Annotated in this window: 15 protein-coding genes and 1 pseudogene; 12 read left to right on the top strand and 4 right to left on the bottom strand. The window is 64.0% G+C overall.

The genetic code is table 11. From position 1 onward, the window contains the following. The first annotated feature begins 132 nt into the window (after positions 1-132). The 3 genes from VC212_RS07860 (at position 133) to VC212_RS07850 (ending at position 2,812) form a co-directional block, all read left to right on the top strand. A complete protein-coding gene (locus tag VC212_RS07860; RefSeq protein ID WP_055846063.1) occupies positions 133-1,230 on the top strand; it encodes an OmpA family protein in 1,098 nt (365 codons plus the stop codon). A gap of 201 nt (positions 1,231-1,431) precedes the next feature. Next, the gene (locus VC212_RS07855) at positions 1,432-1,932 is read left to right on the top strand and encodes a hypothetical protein (RefSeq protein WP_055846060.1); all 501 of its coding nucleotides are present in this window, start codon (positions 1,432-1,434) and stop codon (positions 1,930-1,932) included. Between the two features lie 19 nt (positions 1,933-1,951). Then, complete coding sequence (locus VC212_RS07850; RefSeq protein ID WP_323515127.1) at positions 1,952-2,812, top strand: pseudouridine synthase; 861 nt, start codon at positions 1,952-1,954, stop codon at positions 2,810-2,812. On the opposite strand, the gene VC212_RS07845 is transcribed toward VC212_RS07850, so the two are convergent. Together VC212_RS07845 and kbl are read right to left on the bottom strand one after the other, a co-directional pair. Then, a complete protein-coding gene (locus VC212_RS07845) occupies positions 2,751-3,155 on the bottom strand; it encodes an HNH endonuclease (protein ID WP_323515126.1) in 405 nt (134 codons plus the stop codon). The two genes, VC212_RS07850 and VC212_RS07845, sit on opposite strands and share 62 nt — an antisense overlap. A gap of 2 nt (positions 3,156-3,157) precedes the next feature. Further along, entirely contained in the window at positions 3,158-4,366 is a 1,209-nt protein-coding gene (kbl, locus tag VC212_RS07840; protein WP_323515125.1) for a glycine C-acetyltransferase, read from the bottom strand. A gap of 92 nt (positions 4,367-4,458) precedes the next feature. Here kbl and VC212_RS07835 point away from each other — a divergent pair. The 5 genes and pseudogenes from VC212_RS07835 (at position 4,459) to VC212_RS07815 (ending at position 9,405) form a co-directional block, all read left to right on the top strand. Then, positions 4,459-5,555, top strand: a pseudogene (locus VC212_RS07835) (sulfate ABC transporter substrate-binding protein). 2 nt (positions 5,556-5,557) lie between these two features. After that, complete coding sequence (gene cysT / locus VC212_RS07830; protein WP_055846046.1) at positions 5,558-6,415, top strand: sulfate ABC transporter permease subunit CysT; 858 nt, start codon at positions 5,558-5,560, stop codon at positions 6,413-6,415. Next, positions 6,412-7,365 (top strand): sulfate ABC transporter permease subunit CysW, encoded by a 954-nt coding sequence (gene cysW / locus VC212_RS07825; protein WP_055846044.1) that lies wholly within the window; start codon positions 6,412-6,414, stop codon positions 7,363-7,365. Before cysT ends, cysW begins: the two co-directional genes overlap by 4 nt. Before the next feature lie 7 nt (positions 7,366-7,372). After that, positions 7,373-8,404 (top strand): sulfate/molybdate ABC transporter ATP-binding protein, encoded by a 1,032-nt coding sequence (locus VC212_RS07820; RefSeq protein WP_055846341.1) that lies wholly within the window; start codon positions 7,373-7,375, stop codon positions 8,402-8,404. A gap of 281 nt (positions 8,405-8,685) precedes the next feature. Further along, positions 8,686-9,405: a TorF family putative porin gene (locus tag VC212_RS07815; protein ID WP_115512395.1), complete on the top strand. Its 720-nt coding sequence runs from the start codon at positions 8,686-8,688 to the stop codon at positions 9,403-9,405. 137 nt (positions 9,406-9,542) lie between these two features. Here the strand turns inward: VC212_RS07815 and tdh are convergent, their stop codons facing one another. Next, positions 9,543-10,577, bottom strand: a complete 1,035-nt coding sequence (tdh, locus tag VC212_RS07810) for an L-threonine 3-dehydrogenase (RefSeq protein WP_193552432.1) — start codon at positions 10,575-10,577, stop codon at positions 9,543-9,545. A 648-nt stretch (positions 10,578-11,225) separates the two neighbouring features. Then, positions 11,226-13,640 carry a TonB-dependent receptor gene (locus VC212_RS07805; protein WP_323515124.1) on the bottom strand — a complete coding sequence of 805 codons (2,415 nt, stop codon included), beginning with the start codon at positions 13,638-13,640 and terminating at the stop codon, positions 11,226-11,228. Positions 13,641-13,744: 104 nt separating this feature from the next. Here VC212_RS07805 and VC212_RS07800 point away from each other — a divergent pair, with 104 nt between their 5' ends. The 4 genes from VC212_RS07800 to folC all read left to right on the top strand — a co-directional run bounded on the left by VC212_RS07800 (position 13,745) and on the right by folC (position 19,607). After that, positions 13,745-15,826 carry a phospholipase C, phosphocholine-specific gene (locus tag VC212_RS07800; RefSeq protein ID WP_323515123.1) on the top strand — a complete coding sequence of 694 codons (2,082 nt, stop codon included), beginning with the start codon at positions 13,745-13,747 and terminating at the stop codon, positions 15,824-15,826. Positions 15,827-16,211: 385 nt separating this feature from the next. Further along, positions 16,212-16,856, top strand: coding sequence for a histidine phosphatase family protein (locus tag VC212_RS07795; RefSeq protein ID WP_323515122.1), 645 nt, complete (start codon positions 16,212-16,214; stop codon positions 16,854-16,856). A 110-nt stretch (positions 16,857-16,966) separates the two neighbouring features. Then, the gene (locus tag VC212_RS07790) at positions 16,967-17,476 is read left to right on the top strand and encodes a hypothetical protein (protein ID WP_323525947.1); all 510 of its coding nucleotides are present in this window, start codon (positions 16,967-16,969) and stop codon (positions 17,474-17,476) included. An 862-nt stretch (positions 17,477-18,338) separates the two neighbouring features. Continuing rightward, positions 18,339-19,607 carry a bifunctional tetrahydrofolate synthase/dihydrofolate synthase gene (gene folC, locus VC212_RS07785; RefSeq protein WP_323515120.1) on the top strand — a complete coding sequence of 423 codons (1,269 nt, stop codon included), beginning with the start codon at positions 18,339-18,341 and terminating at the stop codon, positions 19,605-19,607. Positions 19,608-19,623: the final 16 nt, after the last annotated feature.

The following is a 19,623-nucleotide window of genomic DNA, read 5'->3' as shown; positions in this document are numbered from 1 at the left end:
TGTTATATGACCGTTAACGCGATCTTCACTGAGGCCGGCTTAATCTGCGCCCCGATGGCTCTGGATGTGACGAGCATCTTTACCAAGAACAACGCCTCTATCGGTTTATCTCCCAAAGAAGGAGCTGTATAAATGAACAAGAAAATTCTCACTGCCGCGTTGCTCGGCGGTCTGGCAGTTGCCCAGGCTGCGTCCGCGCAGGAGTTCGATGACCGTTGGTACCTGACCGGTAGCGCTGGCTTCAACTTCCAGGACAGCGATCGTCTGACCAATGATGCTCCGTTCGTCACCCTGGGCCTGGGCAAGTTTGTCAGCCCGAACTGGTCGATCGACGGTGAACTGAACTATCAGAACCCGAACTTCGATGCCAACCAGGATCAGAACTGGAGCCAGTACGGCATCTCGTTCGACCTGCGTCGCCACTTCATCCAGGAAGGCCGCGGCTGGAACCCCTACCTGCTGTTCGGTCTGGGCTATCAGCGTTCGGAAGAAGAGTTCGACGCAACCCCGAACCCGGTTTCGCCGGGCCAGCAGAAAGACGGCAACTTTGCCGCCAAGGCTGGTGTCGGTCTGCAGACCACCTTCGACAAGCGCGTCGCCGTGCGTGCTGAACTGGCCTACCGCGCCGACTTCAACGACCAGAGCGTTGCTGCTCCGCAGGAAGACTGGTTCGGCGACGTGCTGGCTTCGGTCGGCGTCGTGATCCCGTTGGGACCGGCTCCGTCGACCGCTCCGCCGCCGGCTCCGGCTCCGGTTGCTCCGAGCTGCGCAGACCTGGATGACGACGGTGACGGCGTCAACAACTGCGACGACAAGTGCCCGGCTTCGCAGCCTGGCCAGACCATCGGTCCGGACGGTTGCCCGGTGCCTGTGTCGATCGACCTGAAGGGCGTGAACTTCGACTTCAACAAGTCGACCCTGCGTCCTGACGCAATGTCGATCCTGAGCGAAGCGACCGAGATCCTGAAGCGTTACCCCGACCTGAAGGTCGAGGTTGCCGGTCACACCGACTCGAAGGGTACCGACGCGTACAACCAGAAGCTGTCCGAGCGTCGTGCGACCACCGTGTACGACTACCTGACCAAGAACGGCGTTGATGCGTCGCGTCTGGTCGGCCCGATCGGCTACGGCGAGAGCCGTCCGATTGCTCCGAACGCCAACCCGGATGGTTCCGACAATCCGGAAGGCCGTGCGAAGAACCGTCGTACCGAGCTGAACGTCCAGAACTAATCGGACCGCTAGCTTGTTCCATACAAAACCCGGCCTTGTGCCGGGTTTTGTCTATGTGCGCTCCGAACATCCCCAAATTCCTTCGCGCACAGGCTGCAATGCTGTCTGTGTTGCCATCCAGGCACGGTTCCGGTTGAAACGGCGTTCATCGCTGCCTACACTCGCCGCGTCGACACCACACTTTTATTGGAAGAACCAACGATGCTGCGTACCGCTTCGGCAGGATTGCTCTGTCTCGCCTTGATTCCCGCCGCCTACGCCGCTCCGAACTGCGCCGGCAGCACGGTGTCCCAGCCGCTGCCGTTGCCCGCCACCGTCATCGCACCGGCCGCCGCCGAGTTCTACACCCGCAGCGTGCAGCTGGGCATGCCCACGGGCGTGCTGGCACAGCCGTACAGCAGCGATCAGTCGGTGGACCGCGTGCTGCTGCGCCTGCGCGTGGAAGGTTGCCAGGATCTGGCCAAGGTCATTCCGCCGGGCGGCACCGTCAATCCGAACGATCCGGCGGCCTACAAGGCCACCACCGCGTTCGACAACACGCCGTGGCGCTTCGACATGAGCCAGAACGGCAAGCGCATGACTGCCGAAGAGTTCGATGCCTGGATGAAGGCGCGCGGCGTGCGTGTGGTCAAGGCGCGTCCGGTTGCGGCACCGGCTCCGGCTGCGCCCGCAGCCGACGCCAAGCCGATCGAAAACAAGTAAGCCGCACGGTCGGGACGGCATGACCCGGCGGCCTCCGCCGGCAACGTCCCGGCATCGCAACCGTGGTTCGGCAGCGCCGACGCGCGTCCCGCGTCCATCGGCGGCAGGACCGGTGACCGCCGCGCCACGCCATGGGCTGGCGCGGGTGTTGTCCAAGCTGGGGGTGTGTTCGCGCACCGAAGCGGCACGCTGGATCGCCGATGGGCGGGTCAGCGTGGACGCGCGGGTGATCCGCGACCCTGAATATCCGATCCGTGCCGACCAGCATGAGGCGATCACGGTCGATGGCCAGCCGTTGGCCGGGCCTGCGCGGGTCTATCTGATGCTCAACAAGCCGCGCGGCGTGGTCACCACCGTGCGCGACGAGCAGGGCAGGGACACGGTGTATCGCTGTTTCGACGGCGCCGGCCTGCCTTGGATTGCGCCGGTGGGGCGGCTGGACAAGGCCAGCGAAGGTCTGCTGCTTTTCAGCAACGACCCGCAATGGGCCGCGGCGGTGACCGACCCGGCGACCGGGCCCGACAAGACCTATCACGTGCAGATCGACTGCCGCCCTGGCGCCGAGCAGCTGGCGCAGTTGCAGGTCGGGGTGATCGATCCCGACCCCGACGGTGATGGCGCGCTGCTGCGTGCCAAGCAGGTGCGTTTGCTGCGCGAGGGCGAGCGCAATGCGTGGCTGGAAATCGTGCTGGACGAAGGCCGTAACCGGCAGATTCGTCGGCTGCTGGCGGCCGTGGACATCGGTGTGCTGCGGCTGGTGCGCGTGGCGATCGGGCCGCTGCCGATGGGCGAGTTGGGCAAAGGCGCCTGGCGGATGCTCAGCGCGGAGGAAGTCCAGGCGCTGACATCGGTTCCCGCCAGCGTGCCAGACGCGCGCTGAGCAGCGCGCTGACGACCTCGATGGCGCGTGCATCGCCGGCGCCATTGGCATCGTGGCGCCGTCCTTTGGCGTGATTGCAGCCGGCACAGGCCAGCGCCAGATTGCGCGCGTCGTTGGGGTCGTCGCCAACCAGCGCGCACAGCGCTGCCGCCGCGCGGCGTCCGAACCAGGCCTGGGGTACCACGTGTTCGAGCGTGGTGTGGCCCAGCGGTTCGCCATCGATACGAATCTGCAGGCGGCGACGGAAATGCAGGCAGCGGGTTTCCCAACTGCCGGCGACCAGCTGCGCCTGGGCATCGGTGTGCGCCGCGAGCAGGAGCCGTTGGCGCAGCACCGTGCGCATGCTCAGGCCTTGATGACGTCGAGTTCGCGGCCGATCTTGATGAAGGCGTCGATGGCCTGATCCAGATGCTCGCGGGTATGCGCGGCACTGATCTGGGTGCGGATACGCGCCTGCCCCTTGGGCACCACCGGAAAGAAGAAGCCGATGGCGTAGATGCCTTCTTCCAGCAGGCGCTCGGCAAACTTCTGTGCCAACGGTGCGTCGTAGAGCATCACCGGGCTGATCGGATGCACGCCGGGCTTGAGGTCGAAGCCGGCGGCGGTCATGCGCTCGCGGAAATAGCGGGTGTTTTCGACCAGTTGCGTGCGCAGGTCGCCGGCCGCTTCCAGCATGTCGAACGCCTTGATGCCGGCGGCTACCACGTGCGGCGGCAACGAGTTGGAGAACAGGTAGGGGCGCGAGCGCTGGCGCAGCAGTTCGATCACCTCGCGCTTTGCGGTGGTGAAACCACCCAGCGCGCCGCCCATCGCCTTGCCCAGGGTGCCGGTGAAGATGTCGATCTGGTCCAGCACGCCCTTGACCTCGGCCGAGCCGCGCCCGGTGGCGCCCAGGAAGCCGGTGGCGTGGCATTCGTCGATATGCACCAGCGCGTTGTATTTGCGCGCCAGCGCAGTGATCTTGTCCAGCGGCGCGATGAAGCCGTCCATCGAGAACACGCCATCGCTGGTGATGAGTTTGGTCTTGCAGCCGGCCGCATCGGCGGCCTGCAGCTGCGCTTCCAGATCGGCCATGTCGCAGTTGGCGTAGCGGAAGCGCTTGGCCTTGCACAGGCGCACGCCGTCGATGATGGAGGCATGGTTGAGCGCGTCGGAAATAATGGCGTCGTGCTCGCCGAGCAGCGGCTCGAACAGGCCACCGTTGGCGTCGAAGCAGGCCGCATAGAGGATGGTGTCTTCGGTGCCGAAGAAATCGGCAATGGTGTGTTCGAGCTGCTTATGCAGATCCTGGGTGCCGCAGATAAAACGCACCGAGGCCATGCCGAAGCCGTGCGTGTCCAGTGCGTCCTTGGCGGCCTGGATGATGTCCGGGTGGTCGGCCAGGCCCAGGTAGTTGTTGGCGCAGAAGTTGAGCACGCTGCGGCCGTCGGCCAGCGTGATCCGCGCCGACTGCGGGCCGGTGATGATGCGCTCGGACTTGAACAGGCCCTGGGACTGGATCGTCTCCAGTTCGGCGGCGTAGTGGGCGGTGAGCGCGGCAGGCGGACGGGTCATGGCGGTCGCTGTGGCAAAGAAAGAAGCGCAATGTTAACGATCACAATGGCATACCACTACGTCATGCAAAATCGGCATAAGCGGCGGCACTGATGTCATTTCACCGCCCGCGTGCCGCTGCGCAGCATGGCATGCTTGCTGTTCAGCTGCGCCCACCGGCCAGGAGATCGTTGTGACACACCCCCGTATCCGTCTTGCTTCCCTTCTTTTCACCCTGCTGGCCCTGGCCGGCCCGGCGGGGGCGCGCGACATCGGGCTGCTCAATGTGAGCTACGACCCTACGCGCGAGTTTTACCGCGACTACAACACGGTGTTTGCGGCGCAGTGGAAGCAGCAGCACCCGCAGGACACGGTCACCGTGGAGACCTCGCATGGTGGCTCAGGCAAGCAGGCACGCGCGGTGATCGACGGGATCGAGGCCGACGTGGTCACGCTGGCGCTGGCGTATGACGTGGATGCCATTGCGCAGAAGGCCAAGCTGATCGATACCGATTGGGAGAAGCGACTGCCCGACAACAGTGCGCCCTACACGTCGACGATTGTGTTCCTGGTGCGCAAGGGCAACCCGAAGAACATCCATGATTGGCCGGACCTGCTGCGCTCGGGCGTGGCGGTGGTGACCCCCAACCCCAAGACCTCCGGTGGCGCGCGCTGGAACTATCTGGCTGCCTGGGCCTACGCCGATCACATCTTCAAGGGCGACCGCGAACGCATCCTGCGCTACATGCAGGCGCTGTTCCGCAACGTGCCGGTGCTGGATACCGGCGCGCGCGGCGCCACGACGACCTTCGTGCAGCGCGGCATCGGCGATGTGCTGCTGGCCTGGGAAAACGAGGCGTTGCTGGCGCGCGAAGAGTTGGGCAAGGACAAGTTCGAGATCGTGGTGCCGAAGTTGTCGATCCTGGCCGAGCCATCGGTGGCGCTGGTCGACAAGAACGTGGACAAGCACGGCACGCGCGATGTGGCCGAGGCCTATCTGCGTTATCTGTACGCGCCGGAAGGCCAGAAGCTGGCCGCCAAGCATTTCTATCGCCCGCGCCACCCCGAATTCGCCGACCCGGCGGACCTTGCCCGTTTTCCGGACATCAAGCTGGTCACCATCCAGCAGGCGTTCGGCTCCTGGGATAAGGCGCAGCAGGAACACTTTGCCGATGGTGGCCTGTTCGACCAGATCCAGGCCAAGAAGTAGGCATGCAGACGTCGGTTGCACGCCCAGCGTCGCCATCGCGCCGACGCGTGATGCCGGGGCTGGGCCTGAGTCTGGGCATCACCCTGACCTGGCTCGGATTGATCGTGCTGATCCCGCTGCTGGGGATCTTCATCAAGACCAGCGGTCTGGGCTGGGAAGGCTTGTGGAAGGTGTGGAGCGAGCCGCGCGTGCTGTCGGCGCTGCGGGTGAGCTTTGGCACGGCCTTCGTAGCGGGCGCCTTCAATGCGGTGATGGGCACCTGGGTGGCGTGGGTGTTCGTGCGTTACAGCTTTCCGGGCAAGCGCTTGTTCGATGCGGTGATCGATCTACCGTTTGCGTTGCCAACTGCGGTGGCCGGCATTGCGCTGACCGCCTTGTATGGTGAAAACGGCTGGGTCGGGCGTTGGCTGGAGGCGATTGGCATCAAGGTGGCCTACACCCAGCTGGGCATCGTGCTGGCGCTGGTATTCGTGGGATTGCCGTTTGTGGTGCGGGTGGTGCAGCCGGTGCTGGCCGAGAGCGAGCGTGAGCTGGAAGCCGCCGCTGCCACGCTGGGCGCCTCGCGCTGGCAGACCGTGTGGCGGGTGGTGCTGCCGGGGCTGTGGCCGGCAGTGCTGACCGGGTTTGCATTGGCCTTCGCGCGTGGGGTGGGCGAGTACGGCTCGGTGATCTTCATCGCCGGCAATCTGCCCAATTCCACCGAGATCGCGCCGCTGCTGATCACCATCCGGCTGGAAGAATTCGACTATGCCGGTGCTACCGCAATTGCAGCGGCAATGCTGTTGCTGTCGTTCGTGATCCTGCTGCTGGTCAACACGCTGCAGGCACGCCTGCTGCGCTATCAACAGAGGCCCGCATGAGCAATGCTGCTTCGTCGCTGCCTTCCATGTTGCAGACCCGCACGATGACCGAGCAGGCGCGCCGCATCACCGACTCGGCCACCAATGAGCCGCGCTGGGTGCAGTGGTTGATGATTCTGGGGGCGCTGGTCTTTCTGCTGGCGTTCCTGCTGCTGCCGCTGGTGCTGGTATTCGCCGAAGCGCTGCGCGGCGGTTGGGACGTGTTTTTGCGCGCGGTGGTCGACCCGGATGCGTTGTCGGCGATCAAGCTGACGCTGCTGGTGACGGCGATCGTGTTGCCGTTGAATCTGATCTTCGGCGTTGCCGCGGCGTGGGCCATCAGCAAACATCAGTTCTGGGGCAAACGCCTGCTGGTCAGCCTGATCGACCTGCCGTTCTCGGTTTCGCCGGTGGTGGCGGGCTTGATCTTCGTGCTGATCTTCGGCCGCAGCGGTTGGGCCTGGCCGTTGATCGATGAAGGTTGGCGGGTGCAGTTGCCGGCCTTGGGCGAGCTGGTGATCCAGCTGCCGCGGATCGTATTCGCGCTGCCGGGCATCGTGCTGGCGACGACCTTCGTCACCTTCCCGTTCATTGCGCGCGAGTTGATGCCGCTGATGGAGCAACAGGGCAGCGACGAAGAACTGGCCGCGCTGAGTCTGGGTGCGAATGGCTGGCAGATGTTTTGGCGCGTGACCTTGCCCAATATCCGCTGGGGCCTGTTGTATGGCGTGTTGCTGTGCGCGGCGCGTGCAATGGGCGAGTTCGGCGCGGTGTCGGTGGTGTCCGGGCATATTCGCGGGCGCACCAATACGCTGCCGCTGCATGTGGAAATTCTTTACAACGAATACGCCTACAGCGCCGCATTTGCGTGCGCGTCGCTGCTGGCCTTGACCGCGCTGCTGACGCTGGCGCTGAAGACGTATCTGGAATGGCGGCACGGCGATTCGCTGGCCGCCAACCACCGCCATTGAGGTGACCATGGGCATCCGCATCCACCGCCTGCGCAAGCAGTTCGAGACCTTCACCGCCTTGGACGACATCACCCTGGATGTGCGTCAGGGCGAGTTGCTGGCCTTGCTCGGCCCCTCCGGGTCGGGCAAGACCACGCTGCTGCGGATCATGGCCGGGCTGGAGCACGCCGATGGCGGGCAAGTGCTGTTCGGCGATGAAGATGCCACGCGTATGAGCGTGCAGTCGCGCCGGGTCGGTTTCGTGTTTCAGCACTACGCATTGTTCAAGCATATGGACGTGTTCGAGAACATCGCCTTCGGGCTGCGGGTGCGCCGCGGCAACGAGCGCTGGGCCGAAGCGCGTATCCGTGCGCGGGTGGAAGAACTGCTGGCGCTGGTGCAATTGCAGGGCCTGGAGCAACGCTATCCCACCCAGCTCTCGGGTGGGCAACGCCAGCGTGTGGCACTGGCGCGTGCGCTGGCGATCGAGCCGCGCGTACTGCTGCTGGACGAGCCATTCGGCGCGCTGGATGCGCAGGTGCGCCGCGATCTGCGGCGCTGGCTGCGCGCGCTGCACGAGCAGACCGGTCTGACCACGGTGTTCGTGACTCATGATCAGGAAGAAGCACTGGAACTGGCCGACCGCGTCGCCATCCTCAACCGTGGCCGCATCGAGCAACTCGACACCCCGGCGATGATCTACGACAAGCCGGCTTCGCCGTTCGTGTATTCGTTCGTGGGTGCGGTGAACCGCATTCCCGGTGTGCTGGCGCAAGGGCAGATCCAGGTGGCAGGCCACGCGTTGCCGGCTGCTAACGCCGCACTGGCCGCCGGCCCGGTCGAGGTGTACGTGCGTCCGGAAGATTTGGTGCCTGACGACGCCGGCTGGCCAGCCACGGTGGCCTGGTCGCAGCGTAGTGGGGCGCGCCTGCGCCTGCGTGCCACGCTGCAGCCGGCAGGCAATGAGGTGGAAGTGGAACTACCGGCCTCGGCAGGAAGCTTCGAGCCCGGCCAGCAGCTGCGACTGTCCGCACGGCACTACGGCGTGTTTCCAGCCTGATGCAGGCAGGCGGGCGACGCCCTGCTTCAGGTTAGGCAGTCGGCAGGAAAGATTCGCAGCGCATGCGTCCTGCTGTGGCTGGTGCGACTTCCCACTCCCCGCCATCAAGATTCGGCCCGATCGGTCGATGAAACAGGCATCTGACTAGCGTATCGGCGACCAGAGATGTGCGCTGGATCGAGCGAGCGCGACTTTTATGTTGCGCTGCAATGACAGTTGGACTAAGAAGTCATTGCAGTCTTCGCTCGCCAACCGACCGCCCATCGTTTCAGGAGATGCCCATGAAGCCTTCCCCGCTCGCTTGTTGTCTGTCGTCGTTGCTGCTGTTGGGTGTGGTGCCGCTTGCACAGGCACAGGACGAAGAGGCGCCCGCGTCGCCGCTCAGCGGCACCTTTGCGGTGACCAGCGATTACCTGTTCCGCGGTATCTCGCAGACCAACGAAGAACCCGCGTTTCAGGCCGGGCTGACCTACAAATTGCCGTACGGGTTCTACGTCGGCACCTGGGCCTCCAATGTCGATTTCGGCGCTGGCGATCCGGATTGGGAAGTGGACGGCTTTGTCGGCTACAACACCGATCTGAGCACCAATTTCAATCTCGACGTGATGGTGAACCGCTACCAGTACCTGGGCGCTGGCGCTTCCAATTACGCCGAGCTGATCACCAAAACCACGTTCCTGAAGACCTACAGCCTGACCGTTGCCTACACCAACGATCTGTACGGCACCGACACCGATGGGTATTACTACGCACTGGACGCCAACTGGGCGTTGCCGCATGACTTCACCGTTGGCGCGCACGCCGGGCACAGCATTTACACCTCGGCGCTGAGCCAGGTGGACCACGACTACAACGACTTCGGCGTGAACGTGGGCAAGACCTTCGGCCCGCTGGGTTTGACCGTGGGCTATTACGACACCAGCGAAGCGGCCGAATTCGGCTTCGGACGGCAAAATTCGCAGAACCATCTGGTGGCGACCGCCACCGTCACCTGGCCGTGAGTGCGATGCGTTAGACGCGTGGCTGGTGCATGCGTGGCGGGCGATGACTGCCACGCGTGATGCAACTGTCTGACACCGAACATGCGACATGCAAAAGGCGCCTTGCGGCGCCTTTTGCGTTGCTCACTGCCGCTCGGTCAGTTCCAGCTCAATACGACCTTGCCGGCCTTGCCTTCTTCCATCAGGTCGAAGCCTTTCTGGAAGTCGTCGATCGGCAGTTGGTGCGTCAGCACTTTCTGCAGCGGGAATCCCGACAGCACCAGCTGGGTCATCTTGTACCAGGTCTCGTACATCTTGCGGCCGTAGATGCCTTGCACGGTGAGGCCCTTGAAGATGATTTTGTCCCAGTCGCAGCCGGCGCCGCGCGGCATGATGCCGAGCATGGCGATCTTGCCGCCGTGGTACATGCAATCGAGCATGTCGTTGAACGCGCGCGGGTTGCCGCTCATTTCCAGGCCGACGTCGAAGCCTTCCATGTGCAGGTCCTTCATCACCTCCTTCAACGAGGTGTTGGACACGTTGACCACGCGCGTGGCGCCCATGTCGGCGGCCAGCTTCAAGCGGAAATCGTTGACGTCGGTGACCACCACGTTGCGCGCACCGATGTGCTTGCAGATGCCGGCGGCAATTATGCCGATCGGTCCGGCGCCGGTGATCAGCACGTCTTCGCCGATGACATCGAACTCCAGCGCGCAATGCGCGGCGTTACCGTACGGGTCGAAGAACGCGGCCAGCTCGGAGGGGATCTGGTCCGGGATCGGCCACAGATTGGACGCCGGCATCACCATGTATTCGGCGAATGCGCCGTTGACGTTGACGCCGATGCCCACCGTGTTGGGGCACAGGTGCGGGCGGCCACCACGGCAGTTGCGGCAGTGACCGCAGACGATGTGGCCCTCGGCCGAGACGCGCTGGCCGACCTGGTAACCGGTGACCGCTGAACCGAGCTCGGCCACACGGCCGACAAACTCATGGCCGATGGTCAGGCCAGGCGTGATGGTGCGCTGGCTCCATTCGTCCCACAGGTAGATATGCAGATCGGTGCCGCAAATGGCGGTCTTTTCCAGCTTGATCAGCACCTCGTTGGGGCCTGGCGTGGGCACGGGAACCTGCTCCATCCAGATGCCTTTGTTCGCTTCGCGCTTGACCAGCGCCTTCATCGTCTGCGCCATCTGGCGGGGCCTGCTGAGTAAAAGTAAGTTGCCGATTATATGCGGGGCGAGGTGGCTGCCATGCGGCGGTGCAAGAACCGGTCTGCAGTGATGTCTGCCGTTTGGATGGGTGGTGGATGGGGTGGGGGCCGCATGCGTGGGGGTTGGCTGACGACTGCTGCCCCCATCCGCCCTGCGGGCACCTTCCCCCGCTGGCGGGGGAAGGGTGGGGATGCCAGAGAAGCAGAGCACGTCGAGAAGCCGAATACGTCGACAAGGCCAGAAGGCCCGCAGGCGAGAGGGCCAGGAGGCCAGGAGGCCAGAAGGCGAGAGGGCGAGAGGGCGAGAGGGCGAGAGGGCGAGAGGGCGAGAGGGCGAGAGGGCGAGAAGGCGAGAGGGCGAGAGGGCGAGAGGGCGAGAGGGCGAGAAGGCGAGAAGGCGAGAAGGATTGGGTCGGGATAGGCAGTGGCGGATCGGCGCAAGACGCCAGGCGATCGTCCGCATCCCTTCTCCCGCGTGCGGGAGAAGGTGGCGCGCAGCGCCGGATGAGGGCCGCCTCAGGCACCGAGGCAGTCAGCCACACAATCGCGTCGCCATGCGCCCTCGCTTGGCGCCCGTCTTCTCACCCCAACCTCTTCCCCAGCGGAAGAACGGCGATTGCAGGGCTGCTCAGAACTTCACGTCCAGACTCATGAAGTACTGGCGCGGTGCGCCGACCACCATGGTCTGGTTGTAGCCATCCGGATCGGAAGCGACGTAGCCGTTGGTGCCGGTGCTGGCGAAGTAGCGCTTGTCGGTGAGGTTGGTGATGTTGAGCGCCAGCGCGATATCCGCCACGCCGCCGACGCGACCGAAGTCGTAGCGCGCACCGGCGTTGAACAGCCAGTACGAGGGCACCTGCGAATCGTTGAGAAAGGTGATGTAGCGCTTGTCGACGTACTTGCCGTCCAGATCCAGGCGCAGGTTGCCCAGCTGGTAGCTGGCGCTGGAAGAGAACATCAGCGCCGGGATGCCAACCACGTCCTTGCCCGAGGTCGCGACCACACCGTTGTTGAGGTAATCGTCCTGATAGCGCGAGCGATTCCACGATAGCGAGTTCAACCAGCTCAGGCCGTCGGTCGGGCGCCACATTACCGCCAGATCCGCACCGGCACTATGCACCGCGCCGACATTGCTCAGGATCGAGGCGCAGGTCTGCACCGCGCTGCACGGTGAGGTGGTCAACAGACGGTTGGAGAACTTGGTGAAGTAGGCATCGGCCGAGAGCTGGAATTGCTCGTCCTGCATGCGGTAGCCCATCTGCACGGTTTGCGACTCTTCCGGCTCCAGCGTGGAGCGGCTGCGATCGAACGCGGCCTGCGAGGTGGCGAACGGGGTGAACCCGAAGGCGGCGATGTTCTTGCTGTAGGACGCGTAGATGTCCTGCCGTTCGTCGAGTTTGTAGTTCACGCCGACTTGCGGCAGAAAGCTGTCTTCGGCACGAATGCGGCCTTGTGCCAGTGATGTGGTGGGCACCAGCGATTGCGCGCGCGTGGTGGTGTTGAGCGCCTTTGCGCCGTAGTTCAACGTCAGGCGATCATCGAGCAGGCGCACGGTGTCCTGCACGTAGAGCATGCGGGTCTGGGTGGTGTAGCGCTGTAGAAAGTCGCGGCGGAACGGGGTCTGCGCTTCGTACACGTTGTACAGCGAGGTGTAGCCCTCGTTGCCGAGCGCGAAGTAGTTGCGGCCCTGCGTGGTGCGCGCATTCTCGGCCCACACGCCGGCTTCCAGATCGTGAGTGCCCCACGACCACTTCACCGCGCTGGTACCGCCGAAACGGTCCAGGCCATAGTCGGTGGTGCGCATCGACACCGGAATCTGCGCCGAGGTGACGACATACGGCGTGACCCACTGTCCTTCGCCGCGATTGGCGTGGTAGTAGCCGGTGGCATCCAACGTGACACCGCCGAACACGAACGTGCCCGACAGGCCGGCAAGATTGTCGCGGCGCAGGCCGCCGCCGGCGTAGTAACTGGCATCGAGCCAGCTGTAATCGCTGGGCAATCCGGCCAGCGATTGCGGGTAACCGTTGGCCACGCCGCTGGTGGCGCCTGTGCTCTGGTAGGCGCGCGCCATCTGCACGGCGGTGGCCCAATCCGGTTGCAGGTAGTCGTAGTCCCAGCCCAGTGCGCGCTGGCTGGTCAACGACAGATCCATGTAGTCGTATTCCTTGCGCCGCGAGGTATCCAGGAACAGGCTCAGACGATTGCCGTCGCCCCACTGGTACACGGTCTTGAGGTTGGCCTGTTCGGATTGCTGATCGCCGAAGCCTTTCCACTTGTCGGTAGTGGCATTGGCGTAGGACAGATACGCCGACAAGCCATCGCGATCGCCGGTATCGGCACGCACGAAGGTGCGTCGCGTGGCATCGCTGCCCACCGTCTGCACCAGCCGCGCGCCGGGCATGGTCTGCGGATCGGCGGAGTAGAACTGCATGGTGCCGCCAAGGTTGGTGTTGGACGCGGTGCCGAGTGCGCCGGCACCTTGTGCGATCTCTACCGAGCCGAGGTTTTCGGAAATGATGGCGCGGGTGATGTGCAGGCCGTTGGTGACGCCGTAGCTCATGTTGCCCAGCGGAATGCCGTCGAGCGTGTAGCCCAGGCGGCTTTGGTCGAAGCCATGCAGGGTGACTTGGGTGGACCACTCGTAGGTGCCGAACGGATCGGCGGACTGGAACTGCACGCCGGGCAGTTTTTCCACTGCCTTGAAGGCGCTGCTGCCTGGCGTCAGCTGCTCGATATCCTGCCGGCTGATGCGCTGCACTTGCCGCGTACTGCCTTGCGAGACCACGTTGATTGCATCCAGCTGAGTCGCGTTGCCGGCCGCATCGGCGGACGTGACCGGTGCGTCCGCCACGCTGGCAGCGATCGGATCGGTGGCGTGCGCAATGACGGGAAGCAGCGCGGCGAGGGCGAGTGCCAGTGGCGTGACATGGAAACGACGGGCGGGAGTCATGGGGGAGTCCTGTTCGAGCACGGCTGAGGGCGGACGCACGGTGCAAGACCGGCGTTTCGCGACGCAGGGTGTCAATGGCTCATGAAACATTGATGACGGTGGCTGTCGCAAAACTGTCGCGTGCGCACGCTATACGTCTGCTGTGCGGCCGCAGTGCGCGCTGCACGTCACCGACTTTTGCAGGGTTTTTCGTCATGACGTCCTCTTCTTCGCGCCGCGATTTCCTCAAGCGTGTTGCTGCGCTCACCGCCGCCGGGGCATTGCCGTCGTCGATCGGTCGCGCGCTGGCACTGCCAGCCAATGCACGGACCGGCACGCTGCGCGATATCGAACATGTGGTGATCCTGATGCAGGAGAATCGCTCGTTCGATCATTACTTCGGCACGCTGCGCGGTGTGCGCGGGTTCGGCGATCCGCATACGCTGCAGTTGCGCGATGGTCAGCCGGTATGGAGTCAGCCGGCGGCCGATGGGCGCCGACTGCTGCCGTTTGCCTTCGATGCGCAAACCACGAGCGCGCCGCTGATCAAAAGCCTGGATCATTCGTGGAAAGCCGGCCACGGGCAGGACCCGGCGCGCTGGGCCGAATACGACGCGTGGGTGCCCTACAAGGGCGAGTTGACGATGGGCTACTTCCAACGTCACGACATTCCGTACTACCACGCGCTCGCCGACGCGTTCACCATCTGCGATGGCTATTTCTGCTCGATGCACGGGCCGACCAATCCCAATCGCATGTATCTGTTCACCGGCACCAGCGGCCTGAGTGTGGGCGATACCCGCGCGCAGGTGGCCGACAACGCCGATGACGGCAACTGGACCGCCGACATGGCGCGCGACAAACCGGGTTACGCGGCGATGGGTTGGACGACCTATGCGCAGCGCTTGCAGGCGGCCGGCATCGATTGGCGCGTGTATCAGGAATACGACAATTTCGGCTGCAACTCGTTGGCGTATTTTGCGCACTACCGCGGGCTGGATACAGCCGACGAACGTTATCGCCGCGCGCGTGCCTGTGTGCCTGGATCCACCGCAGACAATGCAGCCAGCACGCAGGCCGACCACCTGATTTCCGCGATCGCCGCCGACGTGCAGGGCAATCGCTTGCCGCAGGTGTCGTGGATCATTCCGCCGACTGCATATTGCGAACATCCGGAAGCGCCGCCGGCTTACGGCGAATCGCTGGTGGCGCGGTTGATCGATGCGCTGACCTCCAATCCGCAGGTCTGGGCGAAAACAGCCTTGATCATCAATTACGACGAGAACGACGGCTTTTTCGACCATGTGCCGGCGCCATTGCCAGCGCTGGTCGCGCGCATGGGCCGCAGCAATGTCGATGTACGCAGCGAGGCCTACAACGGCGTGCCAGTGGGTCTGGGGATCCGCGTGCCGATGCTGGTGATTTCGCCGTGGACGCGTGGCGGCTGGGTCAATTCGCAGGTGTTCGATCACACCTCGGTGCTGCGGTTGCTGGAGCGTCGCTTCGGTGTGGCCGAGCCGAATATCAGCCCGTGGCGTCGCGCGGTCAGTGGCGATCTCACCAGCGTGTTCGATTTCCGCAAGCCGGACGATTCGGCGCTAAGCGCATTGCCGTCCATCGGCGACTACCGCGCACGCACGGCGGCGCTACGCAACAAACCATTGCCGGTGCCGCCGACCAACGCCGTCATGCCGCGACAGGAGCCCGGCCAACGCCCGGCGCGCGCGTTGCCGTATGCCGTACAGGTGCACGCACGCGTGCAGGACGATGGCGCGCTGCAGTTGCAGTTCGTCAACACCGGGACGGCTGCGGCGGCATTCAACGTCTACACCAGCGCGTCCACTGGCGGGCCGTGGTACTACACGGTATTACCTGGCACCCGGCTCGATGACGTGCCGATGGACGCCGCGCACGACGGCGCATATGCGCTGCGCGTGCACGGGCCGAATGGATTTCTGCGCGAATTTGCCGGCGATCTGGCGACCACGCCGCAACCAGCGGCATCACCGTGGCTCGAAGCGCGCCAGGACGGCGGCACGCTGATCCTGGAGATCGGTAACGCCGGGCAACAGCCTTGTACGCTGCAACTGCGCGCGCTGGACTACGCAGATCCGAGCCCCCGCGCGCTGCAACTTTCTGCAGGTCAGCGCCAGATCCTGCAGTTGCCGCTCGCCGCAAGCGACCACTGGTACGACGTGGTCGTCGAGCAACCGGGCGGCGCGTTCCGGCGGCGTCTGGCCGGCCATCTGGAAACCGGCAAGCCCAGTCGCAGCGATCCGGCGTTCGGTCGCGTCTGAGTGCGCCTCACGGGGTGGCGGATATTGGCCCGGAACAGCGCCCTGCCGTATCGGGACGCGTACTGCGTGCAAGGGCTGCAGGTCCAGCGTGGCGGTGCTGTTCGCTGCATCGCGCGCGTGACACCGGCACACAGCGGCCGATCTCCAGGTTGAACGCACCGGCACCGCTGCCGGCCTCGACAACTTCGCCAGGATCCGAGGATCGGAAGCGCACAGCCTCAGCTTGGAGGGTCTAGAGGCTCAGATAGGGTGCGTAACGGCCGCGCGGCGGTCAGCAGGGAACAGGGCGTGCGCTGAAGCGCAGAGGGAAGGGGCGGGGAGCGGTTATGATGCGGTCCGGTTTCGCCGCGGCGTGCCGGCCCCTCCCCCAAGGAACTCTCAGCGCATGCGCATCCTGCTTGCTCGTCACGGCGAGACGCCGTGGAACGCCGAAGGCCGTTACCAGGGCCAGATCGATATTCCGCTGTCGCCGGTTGGCGAAGGCCAGGCATGTGCGTTGGGCGAGCGGCTGCAGGCGCTGCAGATCACCCGTGCGGTCGCCTCGCCGCTGTCGCGCGCGCAGGCCACTGCAAAGGCTGCATTGGGTGCATCGCGCGAAAGCCTGCTGCAGACCGATCCAGACCTGCAGGAAATTGCCCATGGGGAGTGGGAAGGCCTGCTGGCCAGCGAGATCAACGACAAGGACCCCGCGCGCCTGCGCGCCTGGCGCGAAGAGCCGGACACCGTGCTGATGCCGGGCGGCGAATCGCTGCGTCAGGTGCTGGACCGCAGCTGGCGCGGACTGACGCGCGCGGCCGATGGCCTGGGCGCCGACGACACCTTGCTGGTGGTCGCGCACGACGCGGTCAACCGCGTGATCCTGTGCAAGATCCTCGGCCTGCCGCTGTCCAAGCTGTGGAGCTTCCGCCAGGCCCCGACCACGCTCAACCTGCTCGAAGGCGACGACGTCGATCACCTGGAAGTGGTGCGCCTCAACGACTGCGCGCACCACACCCCGTTCTTTGGGGAAGCCAAGCATCGGGCGTTGTAGCAATCACGTGGCAGGTATGGTGCACAAAGTGGCTGTATCCACGTTTGCCGGGTTTGCAATGAATGCATAGACCACATCTTCTGCGTGCGGGATCCTTGTTTTTAACGCCAGTGGCGTTGCTCTTTTTTGCTAATTCCTTCAGATTCCTTCCGCCGTCCAACGCTTCGATCGATCTTACTCTTGTGGTGTTCAGTCTCACCGCGATGGCCCTGTTCGGCACGCTGTGCTGGGCCAATGCAACTGGTAGGCTCGAACGTCAGTTGCAGCGAATAGGTGTTGAACGCTGTGTCTTTCGTTGGCTGATGTCGACGATGGTGGTCGGGCTGGTTGCATGGGCGCTGGTCGTCAGGATTGTGCCTTGGGTATGGACTGAGGCGTTCGGCAACACGTATTCAGAGCAAGTGCTCATACATTCGGCGCCGAAAAGCCTGATGTGCCCTTACGCACTCAGGATTTCCCCATTGCCTCATGGGACACCTGTGCGGCTTTGCATTCGCGAGCACGAAATGATGAGCTTCCCGAATGGTGCGGTGAGTGCGGTCATCCAAGGGAAGCGCTCCTCGCTGGGTTCCACAGTGCATGACTACTATCCCGCCGCACCGCAGGCAGCGGTACCTTAGCCATTGTGGTGTGCTGTATGCGCCCGTGCCACATTCATTGACCTCTTTGTTTTTCTAGGATGGATGAGATATCACTGCCCCGCTTGCCTATGTGCGGTCCAACGAAAATTTCAAGGGTTGTGCAGTGAAGTGAAAGCTGTTTGCTTGGATGAAGGCAGCTTCCGTATTCCTCCTGTTGGGCCTGATCTTGCTCGGCGCATTTGCCGATTCCATACCGGCGCGAGTTTATGCAAGCACGCTATTGGAGATGACCATTCCTGATTGTCGGAATCGTGCTACCAGTGCTGCGACGTAAATACAGTCGTCGTCTTGGTCGACCAGCGGACATGGAAGGCCAGGGATGCGTCTTTGTATGTATTCATGCTCTTCGGGACACAGATGATGCTGGGTTTTCTGTCCAGGCTGTTGCGCAAAAACAGTGCCTTGGTCGCTGACTTTCGCCATCGGTGGTGGGTTTGAAGAACCGTACGTTATGCAGAGCTGCTATCAATCGAGCAGACACTTTTGCGGGTATCGGTTGCGTGGCGGACCAATGGAGTATGCGTTTCCAAGTTACCTCTGCATCAGCGAAAGCCTGTACCGCCGCTATCCCGAGCAACAGATTGCAGTGACATTGAAAGGCCAGCGCTCGATGTTCGGCTAACGTATCGATGAGATTTACGGGGCGCAGTAAGGGGTATCGTCGCCCAGCTGTCTCCGCTCTGGGACGTAAGTCTCTTATCCCTGTATACCTTCGCCGGTTGCCGCGGCACACAGCAGGTGTCAACGCTTGCGATTTACGCTGGAGCGGGCTTGCCTTCATTGGTCCAAAACTCCATCAACCGGGATAATGTCTGCCGTCCGCACGACATCAGGTAACCCCGTGACCACTCCCACCACACTCACCGACTGGCTCGCCTACATTGAGCAGCAACACCCCAGCAGCATTGCGATGGGGCTGGAGCGCGTGCGCGAGGTGGCTGCGCGGCTGCAGATCGAGGCGCCGGCCAAGCATGTCATCGTTGTGGGCGGCACCAACGGCAAGGGCTCGACGGTGGCTTTTGTCGAGGCGATCGGCCGCGCCGCTGCGTGGAAGGTGGGGGCGTACACGTCGCCGCATCTGCTGCGTTACAACGAGCGTGTGCGCATCGATGGTGTCGATGCGAGCGATGCCGCGCTGGTCGCCGCATTTGCGGCAGTGGAGGCTGCGCGTGGCACGACGCCGCTGACCTATTTCGAGTACGGCACGCTGGCGGCGCTGTGGTTGTTTCAGCGGTCCGAACTTGACCTGGCGGTGCTGGAAATCGGCCTGGGTGGGCGCCTGGATGCGGTCAACCTCATCGATTCAGATGTGGCAGTAATCACCACCGTGGATATCGACCACACCGACTGGCTAGGCGAGGACCGCGAGGCGATCGGCGCCGAGAAGGCGGGCATCATCCGCGCGTGGAAGCCGGTGGTGCTGGGCGAGATCGACCCGCCCTCCAGCGTGCTGCGCCGCGCCTACCAACTTGGTGCCAACGCGATCCGCGCCGGCAGCGATTATTTCTTCGAGCCGATCGACGCCCAGCATTGGCGCTGGCGCGATGTGGCGGTGCACCTGGAGCTGCCGATGCCGGCATTGCAGGCCCCGGTGCAACTGGCCAACGCTGCCGCCGCCATCGCTGCGCTGCAGGCCTTGCCGGTCGAGCTGCCGCAAACAGCATGGGCGCAGGGCATCGCCGATGCCCAGGTGGCGGGGCGCCTGCAGCGCAGCGACGTCGCCGGCGTGGAAGTGTTGCTGGATGTTGGGCATAACCCGCAGGCTGCGCGCGCGCTGGCGCAGGCGCTCGGCGCGCAGCCGATTGCCGGCAGCACGCATGCGATCTACGCGGCGCTGGCAGACAAGGACGTCTCGGCGGTGGTGGAGGCGGTGGCCGCGCAGATCGATCATTGGGCATTGGCCGGCTTGGAAGGTGCGCGTGGTCAGTCTGCACAGGCTCTGCAGCAGCGCCTGCAAGGCACGGTTGCTGCGCAGGCGCCATGCCATGACACCGTCGCCGGCGCCGTGCATGCGGTGCTCGCCATGGCCAACCCGGGCGACCGCGTGCTGGTGTTTGGCTCGTTTCATACCGTTGCCGACGCGCTGAACGCACTTCGTTCAGCCCACTAGGGTCGGCGAGGTGGCG

This window comes from Xanthomonas sp. WHRI 8932A, from assembly GCF_035012785.1.
Lineage (GTDB): Bacteria > Pseudomonadota > Gammaproteobacteria > Xanthomonadales > Xanthomonadaceae > Xanthomonas.
This window is presented reverse-complemented; position numbering and strand designations above follow the sequence as displayed.

Excerpts from the sequence above, each read along its gene's own strand:
- VC212_RS07860 (WP_055846063.1), top strand. The coding sequence starts at position 133 with ATGAACAAGAAAATTCTCACTGCCGCGTTGCTCGGCGGTCTGGCAGTT.
- VC212_RS07855 (WP_055846060.1), top strand. The coding sequence starts at position 1,432 with ATGCTGCGTACCGCTTCGGCAGGATTGCTCTGTCTCGCCTTGATTCCC.
- VC212_RS07850 (WP_323515127.1), top strand. The coding sequence starts at position 1,952 with ATGACCCGGCGGCCTCCGCCGGCAACGTCCCGGCATCGCAACCGTGGT.
- VC212_RS07845 (WP_323515126.1), bottom strand. The coding sequence starts at position 3,155 with ATGCGCACGGTGCTGCGCCAACGGCTCCTGCTCGCGGCGCACACCGAT.
- kbl (WP_323515125.1), bottom strand. The coding sequence starts at position 4,366 with ATGACCCGTCCGCCTGCCGCGCTCACCGCCCACTACGCCGCCGAACTG.
- cysT (WP_055846046.1), top strand. The coding sequence starts at position 5,558 with ATGCAGACGTCGGTTGCACGCCCAGCGTCGCCATCGCGCCGACGCGTG.
- cysW (WP_055846044.1), top strand. The coding sequence starts at position 6,412 with ATGAGCAATGCTGCTTCGTCGCTGCCTTCCATGTTGCAGACCCGCACG.
- VC212_RS07820 (WP_055846341.1), top strand. The coding sequence starts at position 7,373 with ATGGGCATCCGCATCCACCGCCTGCGCAAGCAGTTCGAGACCTTCACC.
- VC212_RS07815 (WP_115512395.1), top strand. The coding sequence starts at position 8,686 with ATGAAGCCTTCCCCGCTCGCTTGTTGTCTGTCGTCGTTGCTGCTGTTG.
- tdh (WP_193552432.1), bottom strand. The coding sequence starts at position 10,577 with ATGGCGCAGACGATGAAGGCGCTGGTCAAGCGCGAAGCGAACAAAGGC.
- VC212_RS07805 (WP_323515124.1), bottom strand. The coding sequence starts at position 13,640 with ATGTTTCATGAGCCATTGACACCCTGCGTCGCGAAACGCCGGTCTTGC.
- VC212_RS07800 (WP_323515123.1), top strand. The coding sequence starts at position 13,745 with ATGACGTCCTCTTCTTCGCGCCGCGATTTCCTCAAGCGTGTTGCTGCG.
- VC212_RS07795 (WP_323515122.1), top strand. The coding sequence starts at position 16,212 with ATGCGCATCCTGCTTGCTCGTCACGGCGAGACGCCGTGGAACGCCGAA.